This window comes from Pelorhabdus sp. sgz311001 (assembly GCF_055901755.1).
On the sequence record NZ_JBVXUT010000001.1, the window covers coordinates 495,856 to 516,746 of the forward strand.

Here is a 20,891-nt window from a genome sequence, read left to right on the forward strand (position 1 = left end):
TTATACTATGTTTGGCAGAAAATCTGTTTGTGGCTTACCGTTTTATCCTTTTAATGAAGCCGTAATAATTGCCATATTATATACTTCATCTGCGTTACAACCTCTTGAAAGGTCATTGATCGGTGCATTAAGTCCTTGTAGGATTGGACCATAGGCCTTAAAGTTTCCGAGACGTTGCGCTATCTTATAACCAATATTGCCGGCATTAATATCAGGGAATATGAAAGTATTTGCTTCTCCAGCGACAGGCGAGTGTGACGCTTTTATTTTGGCGACATCTTTAGAAAAGGCCGCATCAAATTGTAATTCGCCGTCAATGGGGAAAGCAAGATTCATACTCCTTAATTTGGCAGCTACATTTCGCATTTTATCAACTGATTCTCCTGCGCCTGAACCTAAGGTGCTGTATGATAACAAAGCAACTTTGGGATCAATGTCAAAAACCTTTGCTGTTTTTGCCGTTTCAACAGCAATCTCAACAAGCTCATCTTCGCTGGGATTTAAGTTGATCGCACAATCAGCCATGGCGTATTTTTCCTCAACATTCTCTATATTACGATATAGAATAAAGCTGCTTGAAACAATTTTATTTCCAGGTGATGTTTTTATAAGTTGAAGTGCCGGGCGAACGGTGTCGGCAGTAGAATAGGTTGCACCACCTAATAGGCCGTCAGCATACCCCATTTTTACAAGCATGGTACCAAAGTAATTCGTTTTCATCAAAGCCTCTTGGCAGGCGGCTTTATCCATTTTTCCTTTTCGAAGCTCAACCATTTGCGTAACCATGGAATCCAGCGCCGGATAGGTTTTAGGCTCAATGATTTCAATTTCATTTATAGGAAAACCATACTGTTGCGATGCTGTGCTTATCTCTTGGGGATTTCCTAACAGGATCGGTTCGAGAATTTTTTCTGTTTTTAAACGACTGACCGCCTCAAGAATTCTAGGATCAGAACCTTCGGTAAATACGAGTTTTCGCTGGTTATTTCTTAATTTTTCAATCATGCTTTCAAACATTTTGGCACCTCCATTTTTACATATAGGATTTTATTTCGCTATTTTATATCTTTCTAATCGTTGCAGGAGTGTTCCTGTATGGATTTCAAACAAATGATTGTCAAAGTCATAAAAATATAAGGATTGGCCTTCGCCCTCTACGCGCGGCCGCGGCGGCTTAAAATCTACACCCAGTTTTTTTATGCGTGATTCGTATACTTCGAAATCTGCTTCTGCTATTTTAAAGGCGATGTGGTTATAGGTTCGAGTTGGCAGAGAATCACCTTCCATAATGGCAATCCATTGTCCGCCAATGAGGAAAAATTTCTCTTTTGATAGCGAGAAGGTATTATTACCGCTAGCGTAAACTTCTTCTGCTTCAAATATTTGCTTGAAAAATGTAGTCGCAAGTTCAAGATCTTTAACGATAAAAGTTACGTGACTGATGCCTTCGATCATACTATTAACGCCTCCTTTCTGAAGGGTATTGCTATCCTAGCGACAGCGCGCCTAAACCAAGGATCATCGCAATTGCTCCAATGATACGAATTCTTATATTTTCTTCTGATAGCAGCTTGGCTCCCAGGACAGTGCCGATTAGAATGCTAATTTCTCTCGCTGGTGCGATATAACTTACCGGACTAAATACCATTGCAGTTAAAACTAAAATATAGGCCAATGGACACAAAACAGCCACACTAATAGCCTCCACTTTGTGACTCTTCCATTGGTCTTTTACTTTGTTCCAATTTTTGATTGCATAAGGAGTTAAGAGAAATATTCGTCCCAAGTTAGTTGCCCAATCCAGCAGTAACGGGGGGATTAGTAAGGTAGTAACAGCTAATTTGTCTGAGAGCGTATATCCAGCAATCATAGTGCCGCACAAAACAGCAAATATCACTGATTTGCGGGCTGTAGGTTCGGCTATGTGCAAAGGATTTCCGGTGATTACAATAATTCCTAGTCCAATGAATAGCGTTCCCATAAGCGCTATGGCAGAAGGTTGTTCGCCTAACAATACAATAGCGGCAAATGTCGAGATCATAGGACCTGTACCACGAGCGAGAGGATAGATGAGCGAAAGATCCCCAATTCGATATCCTTTATCCAACAAGATATAATATAAAGAGTGCAATATGGCGCTGACTAGCATAAAACCTAGTTGATACCAGCCGATTACCGGGTTTTGTGTGACGATGATCCAAAGAGCGAATGGAAAGTAAAGCAAAGTCGAAAGCGTGGCGAACAGCCAAATAAAGGCGGTACCCCCGCAGGCTTTTTTGGCCAAATAATTCCAGGTGGCATGGGCGAAGGCGGCAATCAGAATAAGAATAAGAGCTGATTCTGTTATAGTATCCCCTCCAATGCAAAGAAGCATTTGACTAGCGGCTTTGTTAATGTTAATTTTACATATATAGAATACTGGTGTAAATGTTAAGTATTTTGTAATAAATATTAACTTTTTCTATATATGAGAGGTGCCTTTATGTACTTTCCTGGGATTGAAGCTTTTTTAGCAATTGTGAAGACGGAAAATTTAAGCAAGGCGGCGGAACTTTTGCATTTATCGCAAGCTACAGTAAGCTATCGGTTGAAGACCTTGGAGAAGGATATGGGCGGTCTCTTAGTGGAGCGACGAAAAGGGGAAGCCAAAATCAGTCTGACGCCAAAAGGGGAAAGCTTTTTTTATATTGCTGAGAGATGGGATGCTCTTTGGCGGGAAACGCAAATCTTGCAAGCTAATGACTCTCAATTCAGTTTGGCCATTAGTGTTGCTGAAAGTATAAGTCACTTTGTTTTACCGCCTTTATATCGCCTGTTAAATGAGCACAATCCAGCAATACGGCTGCAAATTCGAACACAGCATACGCAGGAGGCCTTTGATAGTATAGAGAGACGCGAGATGGATGTGGCCTTTGTGGTACGCGAGATCGCATCGCCCTGTGTCACCGTGAAGCCGTTTTTTTCGGAAGAAATGATGTTGTTGCGTCTTGCCGCACCGGGGCGTCAGGAAGGAGACACTGTTGAAATAAAGGAATTAGCGCCGCAGCACGAAATATTCATAATTTGGAATAAAGAATTTCAATTTAAACATGATCAGTGGTGGGACCCCCATTGTCCTTCCCGCATTCATTTAGATTCGGCAGGGCTTATCACTACTTTTATGAAGGACGTTCAGCAGTGGACTATCGTTCCAGCTTCGGTAGGTGCACACATGGTACAGGGTGGACAGTTTGTTCTTCAGCGGCTATCAGAACCCATTCCGCCTAGAATATGCTATAAGGCGACCCACAAGTTTCCTTATCAGGATTTAAACAAAACACTTTGTATTCTTGATCAGTATTTGCAAACGATATTTGGTGTATAAGGTCGTTGCTTAGGCCAATACGGATTTAGCAGGTGACGGTTAGAGACTAGTAATTTATTGGGAGGATTATATGGAGAACACGAACTACATAAAAGAGAAAATACTTCAGCTTATTCAAACGCCGCCCGTATTTGGCGAAGAACGAATTCCAGGAGGCCTTGCCGATTATGAGCGCCTAGCCCCTGAGTGGCTGAGCAGTCTGAGCGGTATTGATCAGTTGGAAGCTGACGCGTGGCATCGTAACGATGCTTTTGTTCTAAAAATAAAATATTTGCGGGAAGCTATTTTTCGTCTTGGCTCCTTGGAGTGTGCGGCGGGAGCAAGCGCAGAGCGGTGTCGCCTATGGTTTGCTTGTCTCGCGCTCCTTCTTTCCCAGAAGCTAGTAGGCGAAAATTATCCTATCGATTCGGAAGAAACTGTTACGTTTTTCGCCTTGACACGGGATTTTTCTTTAGAACATTATCGAGATTGGCCGGAAAAATCTGATTATGAAGGTGTTGCTTCCCGAATCCTATATGGCTTAATGACAGGATATCCCGTGGTCTTACCGACAGAAAATCCTGCCTATGATGATCGTCATTGGCTGCAACTGTATCGAGCCATTACGCAAAAAAATGCAACTGACCTTAAGCAAGCGTGTATGGCTTTGGCTGATTATTGGCTCCATGACTATGCGGTTAATGAAGTGCCGGTATTTGATCAAGAGCAATTTCCGTGCTTTGAGGCAGACTGCAATGCTATTTTGGCCATTGCGCTTTATCGGGAACAGATTTCTGTTGTATTTGAGGAGGAAAAATATCGGCAGTTTTATCTTGCTGCTTTGCTATAATAGGATTTTAAAGTTAGTGATAATTCATAAGGCTGTTTTATGAGTTAATGCTTTTGTGATATGATCAAATTGTAAGAGAATCTGCTTTTAAAAGGAGATGTTGTTTTATGTTGCATAGTAGTGCAATGGATATTGTAAGAACCTGGGAGGTGCATACAAAATAAAATAATGTATATACCTCCCAAAAGCTGAGTTCACAAACTTTTGGAGGATATAAAATTGAGCAAAATTGATATGGAAAATATGGGGCTCAGTCAACGGTTTATTACTGAGTCTAGTTTATATTCTGGTTTTTATGTTGGGCGCATTATTGCCCAATATAAAGATTTATACAAGGTAGTAACCGAGAACGGTGAGTTAACAGCAGAAATTGCCGGAAAGTTTCGTTTTGATGTCCGCGCGGTATCTGATTACCCGGCAGTGGGCGATTTTGTTATGCTGGATCGAAATGATGATACTAGAGGGAATGCCATTATTCATCAGGTTTTGACACGGAAAAGCGCTTTTATTAGAAAGGCGGCGGGACGTTCAAATGAGGAGCAAGTTGTAGCTTCAAACATTGATACCGTGTTTATCTGTATGTCACTGAATAATGATTATAATCTTCGCAGGTTAGAACGTTATCTTGGCATTGCCTGGGATAGTGGAGCTGTTCCGGTTATTGTTCTTACGAAAGCTGATTTATGTGATAATCTACCACAAAAATTGTTAGAGCTTAATACGGTTGCTTGTGGGGTTGATGTGCTTGTTACTTCGAGTTTGATTGAGGCTGGTTGCGGATCTGTGCAAAGCTATCTCGTTAGTGGTAAAACCATTGCATTTATCGGCTCATCCGGTGTGGGAAAGTCGACGTTAATCAATAGACTCACAGGCCAAAAAGTGCTACAAACCCAAGGGATAAGAAACGATGATAAAGGCAGGCATACTACGACTAGGCGCGAATTGATCACTATTCCAAGTGGCGGTGTTGTTATTGATACCCCAGGAATGAGAGAAATCGGAATCGAGAGCGCTGATTTTACGAAAGCCTTTGCCGACATTGACGAGCTCAAAGCAAAGTGCAAGTTTCATGATTGCACTCATACTAATGAGCCGAACTGTGCAGTACAAAGGGCTATAAAAGACGGGTTGCTGTCGGCAGAACGGCTTGCTAATTATTTAAAGTTGAAAAAAGAAGCCAAGTATGAGGGCTTAACTTCAAAGCAGATTGAACAGGAAAAGAGTACGACTATGTTTGCGCAAATGGGCGGCGTGAAAAACGCACGAGAGTTTGTCAAAGAAAAAAATAAAAGACGGCGTGGCTTTTAAATCATCTCTTTGGAGATGCTTTTTTGCAAACGTCGCAAAGCTGAATGAACCTCAATGATTATCTTGGCGATAAGGAAGGAGAATAAAGCGCATGAAAGCCAAAGTATATGCTGCTTATGGCAGTAATATGAATATACAGCAAATGAAGCGGCGTTGTCCGAATGCTCAGGTAATTGGTACGGGTGCGCTAACAGGCTATACTTTGACTTTTCGCGGCAAACAAAACGGTGTTGCTAATGTGGAACGGCAAAGCGAGGGCGTTGTCCCGGTTGTCCTTTGGCATATTACGCAAGATTGCGAAAAGGCTCTTGATCGTTATGAGGGATATCCAAGGCTGTATAAAAAGAAAAATGTTACGGTAGGGACTAAGATCGGCGAGCAGGAAGCCATGCTTTATGTAATGGCTGAAGAGTATGAAGCCATGCCGGCGTTACCGCATGAACGGTATCTTGAAATGATTCGGCAAGGTTATCGGGATCATGGCCTTAATACTATGGTGTTAGAACAGGCAGTGAAAAATGCTAAAGCGAAAGTGGATTCGTTGTAATAGTTTTTAAGGTTACAAGCCATTCTTTAAGCTTTGAATAACGCGGTTTGTTATGCTTTTTGCCGTTAACCGCAATATTTAAGGCTTTTTTTTGTCCCACGAGAATGACTAGTTTTTTGCCGCGAGTGACTCCTGTATAGATGAGATTGCGTTGCAACATCATAAAATGCTGCATCATGATTGGGATGACGATAACCGGATATTCCGAGCCCTGGCTTTTATGAATGGTACAAGCGTAAGCAAGAACGACTTCATCTAGTTCGTCAAAATCATAAATTACTGTGCGATCATCAAACTGAATTGCCAGCTCTTTTTCGCTTGTGTCAATGCTAGTGATAAAGCCAATATCACCATTAAAGACTTCTTTGTCGTAGTTGTTTTGAATTTGCATCACCTTATCGCCAGTGGCGAGGGGAATCCCGAATTTTACTACTTTTTCTGTAGCCTGAGGGTTTAGTACCTTTTGCAGTTCAATATTTAAAGATTTAGCGCCAATACCGCCGATATTAGCCGGACAGAGAATTTGAACGTCAGTGATCGGATTATAGTGCCAACGTTTTGGTATGCGGTACTTTACAATTTCAATGATTTTTTGTACAGTATCTTCTGGGGTTTCCGAGCTAACAAAAAAGAAATCGCCGTCAAGCTGATTCGAGAGATCAGGCATATTGCCGCTATTAATCGCATGAGCGCTAGTAATGATCTTACTTGTTTTGGCCTGACGAAAGATTTCATTTAATGTAACAACTGTCACACATTCAGAATCAATAATGTCAGCTAAGACTTGTCCGGCGCCCACAGAAGGAAGCTGATTTACATCGCCGACGAGGATAATCGAAGCGTTTTGCGGTACAGCTTTTAGCAGGAAATTCATTAACTGGGCATCTACCATGGATGTTTCATCAATAACCAACAGTTGACATTCGAGCGGATTCATTTCGTTTCGTTTGAATTGATGTTCTAACGGATCATATTCCAGCAAGCGATGAATGGTTTTGGCTTCTAGGCCGGTAGATTCTGAGAGGCGTTTCGCAGCTCGACCTGTTGGGGCAGCTAAGAGGATTTGTAGTTGCTTGGCATTGAGAATTTTGATGATAGAATTTACGATCGTAGTTTTTCCTACACCAGGGCCGCCAGTAATGACCATAAATTTAGACTGTATCGCTGTAGCAATGGCTTTTTTTTGATTCCCCGCCAGTTGGATGCCTAATTTCGCTTCAACCCAGGGAATTGCAGTAGCTGCATTTATTTCACCCCATAGGGGCGAACCTGAGGCGACAGCGACAATTCGTTCGGCAATATATTTTTCATAATAATAGAGGCTGGGGATAAAGAGACACTCCTCGTCGCCGATGGTATCTACCATAATACCTTGTGTCTCAATTTCTTCGATAAGGGCTTGTTCTAAGATATCAAGCGGGATTTCTAATAATTCTACTGCTTGGGGCAGCAGAGCGGCTTTGGGGTAGGCGCAGTTGCCGTTGGAAACTTCTTCGAAAAGGGCATGACGAATTCCCGCTTTGGCACGAATGAGCGAGTTTTTTTCAACACCGATTTTCTGAGCAATTGTATCAGCTGTCACAAAGCCTATCCCATATATATCTTGCGCTAAACGGTAGGGGTTTTCCTGAATCAGAGAAATCGCTTTATCGCCATAGGTTTTATAAATTCTAACAGCTTTTGATGTGCCAACGCCATTTGAATATAAAAAAAGCATAATTTCTTTAATTTTCTTTTGGGCATCCCAGCCCTTCACAATCTTTTCACTGCGGACTTTGCCGATTCCATCAACTTCTCGTAAACGGTGCGGTGTCTGTTCGATGACGGTAAAAACGTCTAGACCGAAACAGTTGACTAAACGCTCGCCATAAACAGGACCAATCCCTTTAACTAGGCCAGAGGAAAGATATTTTTGAATGCCTTCCAACGTAGTAGGCGGCATGGATTTTAAAGAAATACAAGATAATTGAAGCCCGTATTGGGGATCGTTTTTCCATAGTCCGATGGCTTCAATGAATTCGCCGCTCGTGATTGTGGAAGCATGTCCGACAACAGTTACTAAATCGCGAAAGCCCCTTGCTTTTACTCGCAGGACGCAAAAACCATTATCGTCATTATGAAAAGTAACACGTTCTACGGTTCCGCTGAGAAATACTTTTTCTTCAGTAGAATCGGTAGGAATTATTGTAGGGATATCTGCCATTAAAAAAATGCCTCACTTCATAAGAAAGTACGGTTCATTGAAAAAGAGCAGCAGGGAGGAAAAAGTCCAAAGACATAAAATAAGTAATACAAGGCTTTGCAATATGATCTTTATTCCTTTACTGACAGTATATTTGAACACTTCTGGAGGAGTTTAGATATTCCTGTATTTTATTATCATTTTATGAGGTGATTTCATTGAGTAACAAAGGTAAGAAGAAGCCCTTTTTGGTGGCAATGACAGCTATCATAATGAGTGCAAGCGGACTTTGCAGTGCCGCTGCTGCGCCGACAGAAACATTAGTTGGTATGCCAAATCCAATTGTTGAATATCAGACTTATGAAGACATGATCAATACAATTGGCTTTACGCCGCTGTATCTCCCTAAGATATCTGGATATAGCTGTGACTCTATTTCTGTAATTAGTAAGAAAATAGCAGATGTAAGGTTTCAAAGATTAGGCGATAGAAATTCTAAACTTCGTATTCGTACAGCACAACAAGATGGTTTTTCTGGCGATGATATTAGTGGCATTTATAGTGTAACTTGGGAAGAAAAGCACATCAATGACACTGCCATCAGTATCGCAAAAATGAAAGATCACTCTTATGTCGCCCATTGGAAAACTGGCAAATATCTTTTCTCGGTACAGGCCGATGGAATTTCTTATTTAGAATTTATGTCCTTACTTTCCGATTGTTTGGTTGATCTAACCGCACATTATTATCAGTGATTTTTAACAGGATCAATTCGTTATGCGTTTTTCAAGCGAAAAAAGTTCTTCCACCTTTTGTGACATTAACTGCTGGGCATCAGAAATTGCTTGATTATAAATATACACACCGGCATTGTTCAGAATGAAATCCAAAAACAGCGAAGCTTGAAAAGAACTGATTTCTTCATCGCGTTCTTTCAAAAAGAATTCTTGGATGCTGCTTAGTAAAACTTGTTTTGATTCGTCAGAAAGCTTAATCATGATGGCACCTCGAATTTAAGTTTTGGTTCATTATAGCATTGCCTTTTTCAGAAAAAAAGATTGGTAATAAGAAAGCCAGCGCTTTTGGCGCTGGCTGATAATTTTTTATGAAGGATTTTCGGCCGAATATTGTCTTGCCGTAATTGCTGTAACGGTATGACGAGCGCCATAGTGTTTTAAGAAGAAGGCAATGATTAAATTAATAACAAAACATCCGGCGAAGAAATATAGGGTCAGTGTGTAGCCGCTGGTTGATTCTCTAAGTAATGACACGACATAGGGACCAGCGACACCGGCCATTCCCCAGGCAGTCAAGATCCGACCATGGATGGCGCTTAGTTTTCTGGTGCCAAAGATATCGCTGAGATAGGCTGGCATGCAGGAGAAGCCACCGCCGTAGCACGTAATAATGAGAAGAACTAGTACTTCAAATCCGAAAGCATCTGCCGTTGTGGCAAGCTTCCAGAAAGCGAAGCACTCTAAACCGAAGAAGAGTACATAAGTATAACCGCGGCCAATATAGTCAGAAATCGTTGACCAAAAGATACGGCCTGCGCCATTAAATAGTCCAATGATACCTACTAATGAGGCTGCTTCGGCAGGAGACATGCCGACAACTTCTTGGGCCATGGGCGATGCGACTGCTAAAAGGCCGATGCCGCAAGTAATATTTACGAAAAAAATCCACCATAAAGCACTGAACTGCCAAGTCTTTAAAGCTTCGTTTTCCGTAAAGCCTCGCTGTAAACAAGAATTTTTCGGTGATACAGGATTATTAATTGGCTTTTCTGGGGGAGCTTTTAAATAGGAAGCCGATAGTCCCATAACAATCATATAAATGATGCCTAGCACCAGAAAGTTATCTACTAATCCGTAGGCTGTCGTTAATCGCTGCATTAAAGGACCGGCAATCAAACTAGCAAAACCAAAGCCCATAATAGCAAGGCCCGTGGCAAAGCCCCGATGATTCGGGAAATACTTGACTAGTGTTGAAACAGGGGTAATATATCCAATGCCTAAGCCAATACCGCCAATTACGCCGTAAAACAAATACAGTAGTGGCAAACTATGCAGATAGAGAGCCAAAGCAGTGCCGAACATTCCTGCACCCCAGAAAGCGGCGGCGATGAGGCCACTCTTTTTGGGACCGTATTTTTCTACGAAACTGCCTAAAAGTCCAGCAGATAAACCTAAAAACAAAATAGCTAATGAAAATGTCCAGGTTGTTTCTTTCAAGGAAAAGCCTTGGGTTGCCATAATTGGACGAACCAATACACTCCAAGCATAGACGCTGCCAATACAAATATGAATTCCCACAGCAGCAAGAGCGATAAACCAGCGATTTCTCATATAAATCCATCCCTTCTAAGAAAAAAATCCGAGAGATGCTGCCAAAACGCAAAAACCGTCCAGGCATGAATCTCTCTGCCCAGACGGTCGGCTTATCTTTGCTCTGCAGTACATGTGGTCATTTCCACTTATCCGTCAGTCCTGCATAGCCTATGAACTTTTTATTACAGGCTCATTATAGCAACAGGGAAAAAAGGTGTCAAGATAAAATACTGCTAAAAATACGATGGACGAGGGGGAAAATAAAAGAGCTCCTATTGCGGAGCTGTTAAGATTAGGGATAATAATATTTGTCAAGAAGGAATAAATACAATTGATGTAAAATCTATTTGGCATAATAATTTTATTAAGAGAGGGATTTATTATGGAGCTATCTGAGGTGGATAAAGCTTGGAATGAAATGGTTACTTTACTGAATTCTGATGACCGAGAAGAGCGGGAGCAAGGAATAAAGTTGCGAGAAGAACTTTGTTCGAAGTGGCCTAATGTATGCGAAATGGTCAAAGAACAGCTTAAATAGTAATGGCAATTTAGTGTATTCTAAAAGAGTGGCAGAGCCACTCTTTTTCTTTTGATATATCGGTTATTTTGAGTCGATTATTGTAACTATAATAGGTTTTATAATAGAAAGAAGTCGTCTGCAATTAATGCAGGCGACTATAATAAGATAATATGAAATCAGGTAATTATATCATAACACATAAAAATGAAATGTCAAGTCTATATAAAAAAGCTTCCCAGGAATCTTGGGAAGCTTTTAGTCAGGTTAGTTTTCTTTTTAATAGTAGGTTATTAAGTTATGCGAAACAATATAATTGTAGATTGCAATGACTGTATTGCGGTTGGTGCTGGCTTCGGGGGTATCGCCATAATAAGGACCGGCAGGCATATTACCTTGTAATTGATATAAACATAGGGCTGTTGGAGCACCGCCCCATATTTCATCATTTGTGATCCAAAGAGTCCCATCGGGGTTCCATTGGTTTTGGATTTTGTTAAAGGAACATTTAAAGATAAAGGTTTGTTTTTTATAGGCGATTTTATTGTCTAATGTTTGGTTTTTTAACGTGTCTAACGTGGGTTTATCAGGTACTAAAAGTAAAGAATAAGTCATTTCAAAGGTTGAGAGTTGATCGCTTTTTGGCAGTACTTTTGCATTTGCTGTTTCAGAACGCAAATATTTTGTATAGCCGTTTTCGTTGGCGATAAATACGTCTTCAGCGAAACAATTACTGGTAAAAAGGGTAATAAGAAGAATTAGGAAAATTTTTTTCATAGCTAGGCCTCGTTTTATTTTTACTCTAATGTATTTCACATGTAAAATATACACCCGCAAAGTGATTTTGTCATTACTTAGCCGAGAAATTTACCAGATAAAATTAGTTGAGAATTTTAATTATGGAGAAATTTTTCTATTTCTTTCCCTGCAAGGGGATTACTCTATGGTATAATATAAATCAAACCCTTAAAAGGAGATGATTTTTATGGCAAATCCAATTCTTTCAAAAGTAAGAGAACTTCCAGCATACGGCAGTGAGACTGCCACATATACGGGTGTCGCATTAAAAAGTATGCTTCTTGTCGCTATTGTTATCGCTTCGGCCCTTGTTACTTGGCTAGGCGGTTATGCAACGCCTGTTACAGCTACTGTTACTGCGATTATGGGCTTTATTGCCGCAATGGCAATTAGCTTTAAGCCTTCCTGGGCTGGTTTTTTATCGCCTCTTTATGCAATTCTAGAAGGCATGTTTTTAGCTGCTGTTTCGGCTATGTTTGCGAGAATGTATCACGGCATCGTACTCAATGCCGTCATGATTACTTTCGGTCTTGCCATTAGTGCGGCTGTGATCTATGCCCGTGGGTATGTAACGGTCAACGATAAGTTTATGCGCGGTGTCTTTATGGCGACGATGGGAATCGCTGTGACGTATTTGATTGAATTTGTTTTAGGCTTTTTCGGGATCCGTATCCCTATGATTCATCAGGGGGGCATCGTCGGTATTGCTTTTAGCTTGATCATTGTCGGTGTTGCTACGCTCAATTTGTTTATTGATTATGAGCAGATCAGCCAGAGCGTTCGTCAAGGCTTGCCCAAAGAATATGAATGGTTTTGCGCCTTTAGTCTATTGGTAACGTTAGTCTGGTTGTATATTGAAGTATTGAATCTGCTGCGCAAATTGAAAGACGAGTAAAGAGCGCTGTTTTCAGGATATAGGATAAAGGAAAAGGACGGGCCATTGGCTCGTCCTTTTTTCTTTGTAAACTAGGTTATTACGTTTTGGGGCTTTCGATTTCCTGCCAGCCATCAGGACCGTGAACACCTCGATCAATATCTTCCCATTCAATGGGATTTACGTCAAGGGTAACGCTTTGATAGCCTTCCGGTAATTTATTAATAATGACTGTAAATGCTTTTTTATTACTTATTTTCAGCGAAGGGTTTGCTGAAAAGTTTTCTTCTAGCCAGTTGCTTTCATATTGGCGGTAGATTTTATAATGGACATGAGTAGTACCGGAAGATGTAATCTGATAGGCTTTTTCTCGCTTTAGCTGGCTGTCTGGCGGAGCTAGTTCTGTAATAATTTGATTGATTGTCGTAATGTCTTTTACGGGATATTCTAAGGGAGTGGTAAGCTGCCAATCGGCAGTGCGTTTTTCTAAGACAACACGAATGCTATCGACCTTTTCGGGTACCAATCGGTTGCCGCCTACTGCCATAAGAAATCGATTTTCATATAGATTTTGCGTGATCCACTCACGTGAAACAGGTGCTTTAGGATATTTTTTTTCGAAAGTTGTTATGTCCGACCCTAAGCTATAGACTGGTTGCTGCTGCGCCACGTCTGTTGCTGCGCTTATTGGAGCAGTCGCATCACTGGGCGCTGGCTGTAGCCTGAAGTAAGCGGCGAGAGCTAGTGAGCAAATTAAGATAGGTCCGTAGAGTATAATGACAGCTTTGCGTGTTTTGGTCTTTCCCCAGAAAAGTGCCGCTGATGGCGAGATGAGGCCGACTAACAAGAGGATAAAAGCTAATAAAAACAAAGTGGCAAAAAGATGATTCATGTAGTTCGCGTCTCCTAGGCCAAACTATAAAGCATTACTGTAGCTTGGCAAATTGTAATGTTCATGCTTAACGAAGTGAAAATGTGTTCAATATGTTATTAAACACATTATATCAAATCTTAGGAATACCTTTAATTATATATCAGAATCTCCTAAATAAAAAACAGAGTATGCCTTTTTATGTCAAAAAAATTTTATATTATAGCAAAAAAGTTTTACTATTGAATATAAGAGGCTTATTGTTAAGGCAAGGGGTCTCTTTTTTTATCAAAATAAAGAGATCCATCAGAGCGAATCAGGGCTGTATTTACTTGTGTCAGATCGTTTAGCCCTTGGACTTTAAGTTGCTGTAGCAGCCAAGTCAGCGATAAACCGCTTTGACGCAGATTTTCTTTGATGAGAATGCCATCGGTGATGAGTTGGAGCCCTGTAAAGGGGGATAGAAATTTGGGCGATTCTGATAGCGCAAGGTTCTGATTGGTTACGTGCGAGGCTGGAAAAGTCTTTTTGACACTTAACTGGCCGTTTGGCTCTAATATGCCAATAGCTACTTCAGTAGGGTCAAATATGTCTTTATTACGCAGCTCCATAAAGAGGTCATCTAAGGTATAGTTCATTTTGCCAAGAGTTTCCTCCAGGATTTTCCCTTGATAAATCACCATAACAGGGGAGCTTTCAACAAGTTTTCGGGCAGGTACGCTATGTTTCGTTAAATAATTTGTCGTCATGATGCTACAAGTCCAAACGAATAGGCTAAGAACGCCTAGATAAAAATCACCTATAGGACCAATGGCAATTGCGGCGGCAATAGAACCAATGGTAATGCTTGTTACATAATCAAAGAAGGTAAGTTGGGTAATCTGCTTTCGTCCCATGATTCTAGTAAGAAAAAGCAAAAAGATATAGCTAAATAGCGTGCGGCATAATGTAGCGATGATTTGGAGGATTTGTTCCATAAAAAAATCTCCTATCCATTTTTTATAGGATAAGAGTATCGTAGTTTTGCTATACCATATTTTTATAAAAACAAAAGCGAGAGCTTTTTCCGATCTGCTCCCGCTTTTGTCCCGCCTTATAACCACTACTACGAATCATCGTAGCATCCCCATAGATAGAATACACTATCTAGTTAGGAAATGCAACTTTAATTTCGATCGCGATTAATGTATTCAGAAACAGCTTCTAAAGAGTCTTTTGGTGGTTTTTTCTGATCTTCCTTGAACTGAATGGGTTCTGGATTATTGGGTCCATAACCGACAGATGCATTGGCTTTAGCTGCTTGCTGCTCCACGGTTTCATTCTTATCCATGCTTATCACCTCTCGCTTAGCATAACCTGCTAGCAAGACTACCATTCGTCTTCCAAAGAAAAGCGTATACTTAAACTAGAGTGAATTAAATTCCTTCCAGCATCATAGCAGTGGACGATTTTTCGGAAAGCAAGTTTTTCTGTTGTGCGACGGCCATCTTTCGTAAAATAGGTAATGATCGTTGTTAGGTTTTTCTTCTTCTTTTCCACAGAACTCACCTGCTTTCTTTCTGACAATAAATATTATGTCGTATTTTGAGCATAAATGTCAATAAGGCTGAGGCGGTTTCGCAAAATATTAAATAAGACAGATAAATCGTTTTTATTATTTTAGGTTCTTTACAAATTTACGCCAAATTAACAAATTACATATAGACTAAATCCAGCAAAAGTCTTATAGTAATTATAGAGGGAGTTGTGATAATAGCAACTGTCTTAAAAAAATATGCTTGAATAGTTTCTGTTATGATCACACAACAATTTAGGAGAGTGATTGGCGTATGAAAATGCTTGACAGAAAAACTTGCGGTTTACTTAAAGCGGCAACTATTGAAGCAGAGATGCACCGTAAGGTGACGAAAATAGCAGGATTTACTCACCGCGACCGAAGGGTTTATGGACAAGCTGAAGTGAAAACGGTTCGCATGGATCCTGCTGAATTGGATCTTTATTTGAAAGAGCAAGCCAAAGGCTGGGGCAGGCAGCTTGCGCCTTCACGCAGTAGGCAGTAAATTAAGTATTAATACGAATCAATAGACGAAGCTTTCCATCAAATAGTCATTGTAGCATATAAGAATAAAAGCCAATGCACTTGTTATTTTAGCAAGTGCATTGGCTTTTTAATTGAAGCGATATTCTTCTTCAGCCTGTTTCAAATATTGTAGCATGCCGTGCCATTGCGTTGCTGTGGCTAAAGCTTGTTGATAGCTAGAAGAATTTTTTTTCGCTCTGACAGGCAGACAATTTATCCGAACCGTATGATATTTTAAATCATTAAGATGCATAATTACATGAACATGTTCCACATAGTCTTTACTCGTTTTTTGACTCGTATCATCTGTTACGATTGCCACATCTAATATTTCATGACCTTTTACGAGTTTCCAACGTAGCTTTTTATTTACAAGGCAAAGTGTACCTGTATCTGTATCTGCGTAAATATAGCCGTCTATAGTCTGTCCGCCTAGCGATAGAGCAGCAACCATGGCGGGAGTAAAATGATCAATTGTCTTTACGAGTCTGGCAGCTTCTACAGCAAAGTTGTTCATAGCATATTTTACATCATCAATTTTTTCTAATTCTATGCGCATTTTTACTAAAATTGCGGCAGCGATAAACAGTAAAATTAAAAACAATTCAATCACATAGACAGCCTCCTAAAGCAAAATTGACGCGACCGCATCGTCCGTTTGTCATTGATTTGTCATAATTACTCGTTATGATGAAATGATAGACAGAAGGGAGCTGGTCCACGTATGTATCCGTTAGATTTTGAAGACTTTTTTTTATTGGCTTTTTATATTGTTACTACGTTATTGCAATTATATTTTTTATGGACTATTAGCGACTCATTGAAAACTTTAACACAAAAGCGGGAAAAAGAGTAGGCGCGACATTAGATAAATTATTTTTTCCCATTATAGCATGATTACTATATGCTGTGAATAAAATTGACTGTCCTATTTATTTAGGGCGGTTATTTTATTTTGGCGATGGTTTTTCTGTTTGACCGAACACCTGTTCTATGATAAACTAAAACCAAACAAACGTTCGGAGGGGTTTGAATGCGTAAACTCTTATGGGTTTTTCTTTTATTATTCATGGCTGTAAGTTCTGTTCATGCTTATTCAATCCAGGGAAAACAAGCTGCTTTACGTTATGAAACAGTGACTGTGACGCAGGGCGATACCTTGTGGACCATTGCTGCTCGGTATACTACAGAACGAGAAGATATCAGACAGCGCATTGTTTTAATATGTAGTATAAATGGCTTAGATAGTAACGGAAAAATCATGGCTGGCCAGCAACTCAAAGTACCTTTTCCTTAATGGTTTTCTAATTACAAAACGCTGTATTGCAAACAAGACAAAAGGACTGTGCCTTTTGTCTCTATTTTTTTACAAGACCACAAAACACTATATATAGTGCTTGAAATGTGTTAAAATACAATATATAGTGATTGGAGAGGCTGTTATAGATGTCTGCCTTTTTTCGAAAGCTAACTAGTAAATTGTAAGCGGGAGCGATTATTATGTTGATCATCGATAAAGAAAAACTTCAGCAGTTGAATGAGTCAGTAGAATTTGGCGTTTTAGGCAAAGCCGTGTATGAACGAACCTATTCGAGGATTAAGCCGAATGGCGAAAAGGAAACTTGGCCGGAAACTGTTTTACGAGTGGTCAATGGGAATTGCAGTTTAGTACCAAGTCGTTACATAGAGCCGGACGAAGCGGAAAAGCTTTTTGATATGATGTATTCTTTCAAAGCAATTCCGGCGGGGCGAAGCTTATGGGTTTCTGGTGTGCCAGGACGGCAGTTTTTATTTAATTGTCATAATAGCTCTTGGACAGAAATTGTTTCAGAGCATTTTACTTTTTTATTCGATGAATTGTGCAAAGGTGGCGGTGTGGGCAGTAACTATTCGAATCGTTATGTCGAACGATATAATCCGGTACAGCGCCAGGTGAATCTGCATCTTGTTTGTGATCGCAGTCATCCTGATTACAGTGACATTAAAGACAAGATGTCACTGACTTATTCGCCGGAATGGACTGGTTCCATTACGATTGATGATTCTCGTGAAGGCTGGGTAGAGGCTCTTAAAAATCTGCTTGATGCTTTTTGGGAAACCGGCGATGAAGCAGTTGAGTTGATCTTCGATGTATCTAATATTCGACCGAAAGGATCTCGAATTAAAGGGTTTGGCGGGATTGCTTCAGGGCCCTTGCCACTCATTGTCATGCTTTATGATGTGGCAGAATTGCTCAATAGCAAACAAGGGCAAAAATTGAATTCTCTTGATTTTATGGAAATTGACCATCTTATTGCTCGTTGTGTAATTTCTGGTAATGTGCGACGTAGCGCTAGAATGAGTCTGAAATCTTGGAAAGACGAAGACATTTTGACTTTTATTGATTGCAAGCTTGATGAAACGTCCCATTGGACGACGAATATTTCTGTTGAAATTGATGATGATTTTTTTGCTGCATGGAAAAAGGGCAATTCTCATGCTCGGCTAGTTCTGGATCGAGCTGTTGAGGCGATGATGACTAGAGGGGAACCGGGATTTTGGAACCGCTCTTTATCGCAAGTAGGTGAAACAGAGCCTGAACTCATCGAAAGTACGAATCCTTGCGGTGAAATTGCCTTACAAGGTTTTGAAAATTGTAACCTAGGTCATATTAATCTAGCGGCTTTTAGTGACGAACAGGAACGGCAAGAAGCCTTTCGGCTTATGGCTAGGTTCTTAATTCGTAATACTTTTGGCGATATTTTAAATCAGCGTCAACAGGCGGTAGTCGCCAAAAATCGGCGAATTGGCGTAGGGTTTTTCGGCTATCAGACTTGGCTCATTCAAAACGGTATTAAATATTCTGAGTCTCACTATAATCAATATGTGATGCAATCCTTGAAAAAATATTATCAGATTGTGCGACAGGCGGCGCGCGATTATGCTTTTTGCCTGAGAATTCCCGAGCCTGTCAAAGTAACGACAATTGCACCGACGGGAACGATTGCTCTGTTGCCAGGTGAAACAACTGGGATTCAGCCGATTTATACGCGCTATGGGATTCGCCGTGTGCGTTATGCTGCCAATGATCCTGAGTTAGACGCTTTTAGCCTGAGTGACATGGAGCAGGACATGTATTCAGCAACTACGAAAGTTGTCAAATTTTACTATAAAGACCGCCTGGTAGAAATTGCTGAGGCAGCGGGATTAGATATAGAAGATATGGTTGAGCAACAAAATGAAATTCATCTTGCCGATATGCTCAGTGTTCAAGCCATGATTCAAGATGTTTATGCCGATAATGCCATTAGTTTTACTGCCAACATTCCGCCGCACTCGCTTTCTTCCTCAGAAGTAAAGAGCTTACTATTGTCCTTTTTACCGCGGCTAAAGGGTACGACAATTATGATTGATGAAAGCCGGCAGCAGGCGCCCTATGAACGGCTGTCTTTTGCTGAGTTTTCACAGCATCATGGCACTGTCGGTCATGGTGATTTAGAGTGTCAAAACGGCGCTTGTCCCATAAAGTAGTAATTTGATTGCTGGAAAAAGGCTGGGGCCTTATAATGAAGGGGGAGATTAATAAAGGAGTGGTAGTATTTTGGAAAATCTACAGACCAAGGCAACCCCGCAAGGCACAGCAGGCTATGCACAAAAACATAAGGAGTTAGCCTATCGTTCCTTGGGGAATACCGGGCTTGTGGTAAGCGAAGCCGGTTTTGGCAGTTATCGCTTGTTTTTAACCGAAGAAAGCCATAAAGCAGCGCTGAAGGTGGCTCTGCAGAGCGGCATTAATTTGATTGATACAAGTGCAAATTATACAGATGGCCAGTCGGAAGAGTTGATTGGACAAGTTCTTACGGAATTAACGAACTCTGGTGAACTTGCCAGAGACGAAGTTGTGATCGTATCGAAAGGTGGTTATTTGCAAGGCAGTAATTTAGTACGCTATCAGGAAGGGCAGGCGGCTGGGAATCCCATTTCGCCGGAAGTGCTCGTTTTTAACGAAACTTTGGCGCACTCGATCCATCCTGATTTTTTACGAGACCAGATCGCGGCAAGCCTTGCAAGACTTAATCTATCTGTCATTGACTGCTATTTGCTCCATAACCCGGAATACTTTTTTTTGTGGGCGAAAGAACAGGGGATGGAACAAGACGCAGCGAGAAGCGAATTTTTGCGGCGGATTGAGGCAGCTTTTATTTACTTAGAACAGGAGGTCGCTGCTGGTCGGATTGGTTGCTATGGGATTAGTTCCAACGATTTTCCGACGCCATCTGACGCCTATGAAGCGGTGTCTTTAAGCGATATTTGGCAAATTGCCGAAAAAATTGCTCCTACTCATCATTTTAAAGTTATCGAATTTCCCTTAAACATCTATGAACCTGGCGCTATACTAGAAAAAAATCAGCCTGGTGGTCAGTCGCTTCTGAGTTTTGCAGCGGCACAGGAACTAGCTGTTCTGATTAACCGACCACTTAACGCGATGAAAGGTGACTCGATCTGTCGGCTTACAGAACTTTCTGGCGAAACTTTTCGACATATAGAGCTCCTTGTTGAGCAGATTCGGGCATTAATGGAACTCGAGGAAGTTTTCCGGCGAAAATTCATTACAGTATTACCTGATCATGATCTTGCCAATCCAGCTTTATTTAAAGGATTGAACTCTGGTGAAGTGTTGCAAAAACACTGGTATACTTTTGATTCTTATTGGCATTGGCAGGATGTGAATCATTCCTATTTTATTCCGGTGATTCAGACGTCGATTGATATATTATTGAAAAGCTCCGCCTTAAACCAGGAATTAACTTGCTGGATTGATGATTATGTGGCGCAATTAAATCCTTTATTTAAAAATATTGCTGCTTATTATCGTGGGAGAGAACAACAGCGAGTGAATCTTGATAAAGCAGCTTTAGCTGCTGCTGACCCTGATTGGAGCGAAGCGGCGTCCTTAAGTCAGCTTGCTTTGCGGACGATTCGTTCTACTTTGGGCGTGACCTCCGTGCTTGTTGGTATGCGGCAGGCTACCTATGTCGAAGATGTTCTTGAAGACCTAAAAAAGCCAGTTGCCGTAGCGCCACGTGAGGTAAGTTGGCAGAAATTGCAGGAAGCAACTAGTAAAATAGATCTTGATTCTTTAGCGCTTCTTGGGGAATAACGAAAAGCGCTCCTATCCAGAATGTAATTAGGAGCGCTTTTTTCATAAATG

General features: G+C 40.8%; 23 protein-coding genes and 1 riboswitch. Of the genes, 11 read left to right on the forward strand and 12 right to left on the reverse strand.

Annotated elements, in window-relative coordinates; genetic code table 11:
* Positions 1-42: 42 nt before the first annotated feature.
* Genes pta through AC0MXB_RS02520 form a run of 3 tightly spaced genes read right to left on the reverse strand, consistent with a single transcriptional unit; the run spans position 43 to position 2,374 of the window.
* Positions 43-1,017: a phosphate acetyltransferase gene (pta, locus tag AC0MXB_RS02510; RefSeq protein ID WP_474037993.1), complete on the reverse strand. Its 975-nt coding sequence runs from the start codon at positions 1,015-1,017 to the stop codon at positions 43-45.
* Between the two features lie 30 nt (positions 1,018-1,047).
* On the reverse strand, positions 1,048-1,455 hold the full coding sequence (gene fosX, locus AC0MXB_RS02515) for a FosX/FosE/FosI family fosfomycin resistance hydrolase (RefSeq protein ID WP_474037995.1): 408 nt from the start codon (positions 1,453-1,455) through the stop codon (positions 1,048-1,050).
* A 31-nt stretch (positions 1,456-1,486) separates the two neighbouring features.
* Positions 1,487-2,374: an EamA family transporter gene (locus AC0MXB_RS02520; RefSeq protein ID WP_474037997.1), complete on the reverse strand. Its 888-nt coding sequence runs from the start codon at positions 2,372-2,374 to the stop codon at positions 1,487-1,489.
* Between the two features lie 108 nt (positions 2,375-2,482).
* On the opposite strand from AC0MXB_RS02520, the gene AC0MXB_RS02525 reads away from it, so the two are divergent.
* From AC0MXB_RS02525 to AC0MXB_RS02540, 4 genes are all read left to right on the forward strand, one after another.
* The gene (locus AC0MXB_RS02525; protein WP_474037998.1) at positions 2,483-3,364 is read left to right on the forward strand and encodes a LysR family transcriptional regulator; all 882 of its coding nucleotides are present in this window, start codon (positions 2,483-2,485) and stop codon (positions 3,362-3,364) included.
* Positions 3,365-3,434: 70 nt separating this feature from the next.
* Complete coding sequence (locus tag AC0MXB_RS02530) at positions 3,435-4,193, forward strand: hypothetical protein (protein WP_474038000.1); 759 nt, start codon at positions 3,435-3,437, stop codon at positions 4,191-4,193.
* Between the two features lie 219 nt (positions 4,194-4,412).
* Positions 4,413-5,501: a ribosome small subunit-dependent GTPase A gene (gene rsgA / locus AC0MXB_RS02535; RefSeq protein WP_474038001.1), complete on the forward strand. Its 1,089-nt coding sequence runs from the start codon at positions 4,413-4,415 to the stop codon at positions 5,499-5,501.
* A gap of 91 nt (positions 5,502-5,592) precedes the next feature.
* On the forward strand, positions 5,593-6,048 hold the full coding sequence (locus AC0MXB_RS02540) for a gamma-glutamylcyclotransferase family protein (RefSeq protein WP_474038002.1): 456 nt from the start codon (positions 5,593-5,595) through the stop codon (positions 6,046-6,048).
* Here AC0MXB_RS02540 and recD2 read toward each other — a convergent pair.
* Positions 6,023-8,251, reverse strand: a complete 2,229-nt coding sequence (recD2, locus tag AC0MXB_RS02545; RefSeq protein ID WP_474038003.1) for an SF1B family DNA helicase RecD2 — start codon at positions 8,249-8,251, stop codon at positions 6,023-6,025. The genes AC0MXB_RS02540 and recD2 overlap by 26 nt on opposite strands.
* Before the next feature lie 197 nt (positions 8,252-8,448).
* On the opposite strand from recD2, the gene AC0MXB_RS02550 reads away from it, so the two are divergent.
* Positions 8,449-8,985: a hypothetical protein gene (locus AC0MXB_RS02550; RefSeq protein WP_474038004.1), complete on the forward strand. Its 537-nt coding sequence runs from the start codon at positions 8,449-8,451 to the stop codon at positions 8,983-8,985.
* Between the two features lie 12 nt (positions 8,986-8,997).
* On the opposite strand, the gene AC0MXB_RS02555 is transcribed toward AC0MXB_RS02550, so the two are convergent.
* On the reverse strand, positions 8,998-9,228 hold the full coding sequence (locus AC0MXB_RS02555) for a DUF2164 domain-containing protein (RefSeq protein ID WP_474038006.1): 231 nt from the start codon (positions 9,226-9,228) through the stop codon (positions 8,998-9,000).
* Positions 9,229-9,333: 105 nt separating this feature from the next.
* Entirely contained in the window at positions 9,334-10,578 is a 1,245-nt protein-coding gene (locus tag AC0MXB_RS02560) for an L-lactate MFS transporter (RefSeq protein ID WP_474038007.1), read from the reverse strand.
* A 70-nt stretch (positions 10,579-10,648) separates the two neighbouring features.
* Positions 10,649-10,731: riboswitch (ZMP/ZTP riboswitch) on the reverse strand.
* Between the two features lie 211 nt (positions 10,732-10,942).
* Between AC0MXB_RS02560 and AC0MXB_RS02565 the strand changes: the two genes are divergently transcribed.
* Positions 10,943-11,098, forward strand: coding sequence for a hypothetical protein (locus AC0MXB_RS02565; protein ID WP_474038009.1), 156 nt, complete (start codon positions 10,943-10,945; stop codon positions 11,096-11,098).
* Positions 11,099-11,356: 258 nt separating this feature from the next.
* On the opposite strand, the gene AC0MXB_RS02570 is transcribed toward AC0MXB_RS02565, so the two are convergent.
* On the reverse strand, positions 11,357-11,854 hold the full coding sequence (locus AC0MXB_RS02570; RefSeq protein ID WP_474038010.1) for a hypothetical protein: 498 nt from the start codon (positions 11,852-11,854) through the stop codon (positions 11,357-11,359).
* Between the two features lie 208 nt (positions 11,855-12,062).
* Between AC0MXB_RS02570 and AC0MXB_RS02575 the strand changes: the two genes are divergently transcribed.
* Positions 12,063-12,770: a Bax inhibitor-1/YccA family protein gene (locus AC0MXB_RS02575; RefSeq protein ID WP_474038012.1), complete on the forward strand. Its 708-nt coding sequence runs from the start codon at positions 12,063-12,065 to the stop codon at positions 12,768-12,770.
* Positions 12,771-12,849: 79 nt separating this feature from the next.
* Here AC0MXB_RS02575 and AC0MXB_RS02580 read toward each other — a convergent pair whose 3' ends face one another.
* The 4 genes from AC0MXB_RS02580 to AC0MXB_RS02595 all read right to left on the reverse strand — a co-directional run bounded on the left by AC0MXB_RS02580 (position 12,850) and on the right by AC0MXB_RS02595 (position 15,159).
* Entirely contained in the window at positions 12,850-13,641 is a 792-nt protein-coding gene (locus AC0MXB_RS02580) for a hypothetical protein (RefSeq protein WP_474038014.1), read from the reverse strand.
* A 242-nt stretch (positions 13,642-13,883) separates the two neighbouring features.
* Positions 13,884-14,597: a DUF421 domain-containing protein gene (locus AC0MXB_RS02585; protein ID WP_474038015.1), complete on the reverse strand. Its 714-nt coding sequence runs from the start codon at positions 14,595-14,597 to the stop codon at positions 13,884-13,886.
* 188 nt (positions 14,598-14,785) lie between these two features.
* Positions 14,786-14,950 (reverse strand): hypothetical protein, encoded by a 165-nt coding sequence (locus AC0MXB_RS02590; RefSeq protein ID WP_474038016.1) that lies wholly within the window; start codon positions 14,948-14,950, stop codon positions 14,786-14,788.
* Positions 14,951-14,988: 38 nt separating this feature from the next.
* On the reverse strand, positions 14,989-15,159 hold the full coding sequence (locus AC0MXB_RS02595; RefSeq protein WP_474038018.1) for a hypothetical protein: 171 nt from the start codon (positions 15,157-15,159) through the stop codon (positions 14,989-14,991).
* A gap of 290 nt (positions 15,160-15,449) precedes the next feature.
* On the opposite strand from AC0MXB_RS02595, the gene AC0MXB_RS02600 reads away from it, so the two are divergent.
* Positions 15,450-15,680, forward strand: coding sequence for a hypothetical protein (locus AC0MXB_RS02600; protein WP_474038019.1), 231 nt, complete (start codon positions 15,450-15,452; stop codon positions 15,678-15,680).
* A gap of 108 nt (positions 15,681-15,788) precedes the next feature.
* On the opposite strand, the gene AC0MXB_RS02605 is transcribed toward AC0MXB_RS02600, so the two are convergent.
* On the reverse strand, positions 15,789-16,313 hold the full coding sequence (locus AC0MXB_RS02605) for a hypothetical protein (protein WP_474038020.1): 525 nt from the start codon (positions 16,311-16,313) through the stop codon (positions 15,789-15,791).
* Between the two features lie 420 nt (positions 16,314-16,733).
* Between AC0MXB_RS02605 and AC0MXB_RS02610 the strand changes: the two genes are divergently transcribed.
* The 3 genes from AC0MXB_RS02610 to AC0MXB_RS02620 all read left to right on the forward strand — a co-directional run bounded on the left by AC0MXB_RS02610 (position 16,734) and on the right by AC0MXB_RS02620 (position 20,840).
* Positions 16,734-16,997, forward strand: a complete 264-nt coding sequence (locus tag AC0MXB_RS02610) for a LysM peptidoglycan-binding domain-containing protein (protein ID WP_474038021.1) — start codon at positions 16,734-16,736, stop codon at positions 16,995-16,997.
* 203 nt (positions 16,998-17,200) lie between these two features.
* The gene (gene nrdJ / locus AC0MXB_RS02615) at positions 17,201-19,210 is read left to right on the forward strand and encodes a ribonucleoside-triphosphate reductase, adenosylcobalamin-dependent (protein WP_474038023.1); all 2,010 of its coding nucleotides are present in this window, start codon (positions 17,201-17,203) and stop codon (positions 19,208-19,210) included.
* Positions 19,211-19,280: 70 nt separating this feature from the next.
* Positions 19,281-20,840, forward strand: coding sequence for an aldo/keto reductase (locus tag AC0MXB_RS02620; protein WP_474038024.1), 1,560 nt, complete (start codon positions 19,281-19,283; stop codon positions 20,838-20,840).
* The last annotated feature ends 51 nt before the right edge of the window (positions 20,841-20,891 follow it).

Bases quoted from the DNA above. Each gene is read 5' to 3' on its own strand.
- pta (WP_474037993.1), bottom strand. From the start codon at position 1,017: ATGTTTGAAAGCATGATTGAAAAATTAAGAAATAACCAGCGAAAACTC.
- fosX (WP_474037995.1), bottom strand. From the start codon at position 1,455: ATGATCGAAGGCATCAGTCACGTAACTTTTATCGTTAAAGATCTTGAA.
- AC0MXB_RS02520 (WP_474037997.1), bottom strand. From the start codon at position 2,374: ATGCTTCTTTGCATTGGAGGGGATACTATAACAGAATCAGCTCTTATT.
- AC0MXB_RS02525 (WP_474037998.1), top strand. From the start codon at position 2,483: ATGTACTTTCCTGGGATTGAAGCTTTTTTAGCAATTGTGAAGACGGAA.
- AC0MXB_RS02530 (WP_474038000.1), top strand. From the start codon at position 3,435: ATGGAGAACACGAACTACATAAAAGAGAAAATACTTCAGCTTATTCAA.
- AC0MXB_RS02540 (WP_474038002.1), top strand. From the start codon at position 5,593: ATGAAAGCCAAAGTATATGCTGCTTATGGCAGTAATATGAATATACAG.
- recD2 (WP_474038003.1), bottom strand. From the start codon at position 8,251: ATGGCAGATATCCCTACAATAATTCCTACCGATTCTACTGAAGAAAAA.
- AC0MXB_RS02555 (WP_474038006.1), bottom strand. From the start codon at position 9,228: ATGATTAAGCTTTCTGACGAATCAAAACAAGTTTTACTAAGCAGCATC.
- AC0MXB_RS02560 (WP_474038007.1), bottom strand. From the start codon at position 10,578: ATGAGAAATCGCTGGTTTATCGCTCTTGCTGCTGTGGGAATTCATATT.
- AC0MXB_RS02565 (WP_474038009.1), top strand. From the start codon at position 10,943: ATGGAGCTATCTGAGGTGGATAAAGCTTGGAATGAAATGGTTACTTTA.
- AC0MXB_RS02570 (WP_474038010.1), bottom strand. From the start codon at position 11,854: ATGAAAAAAATTTTCCTAATTCTTCTTATTACCCTTTTTACCAGTAAT.
- AC0MXB_RS02575 (WP_474038012.1), top strand. From the start codon at position 12,063: ATGGCAAATCCAATTCTTTCAAAAGTAAGAGAACTTCCAGCATACGGC.
- AC0MXB_RS02580 (WP_474038014.1), bottom strand. From the start codon at position 13,641: ATGAATCATCTTTTTGCCACTTTGTTTTTATTAGCTTTTATCCTCTTG.
- AC0MXB_RS02585 (WP_474038015.1), bottom strand. From the start codon at position 14,597: ATGGAACAAATCCTCCAAATCATCGCTACATTATGCCGCACGCTATTT.
- AC0MXB_RS02590 (WP_474038016.1), bottom strand. From the start codon at position 14,950: ATGGATAAGAATGAAACCGTGGAGCAGCAAGCAGCTAAAGCCAATGCA.
- AC0MXB_RS02600 (WP_474038019.1), top strand. From the start codon at position 15,450: ATGAAAATGCTTGACAGAAAAACTTGCGGTTTACTTAAAGCGGCAACT.
- AC0MXB_RS02610 (WP_474038021.1), top strand. From the start codon at position 16,734: ATGCGTAAACTCTTATGGGTTTTTCTTTTATTATTCATGGCTGTAAGT.
- nrdJ (WP_474038023.1), top strand. From the start codon at position 17,201: ATGTTGATCATCGATAAAGAAAAACTTCAGCAGTTGAATGAGTCAGTA.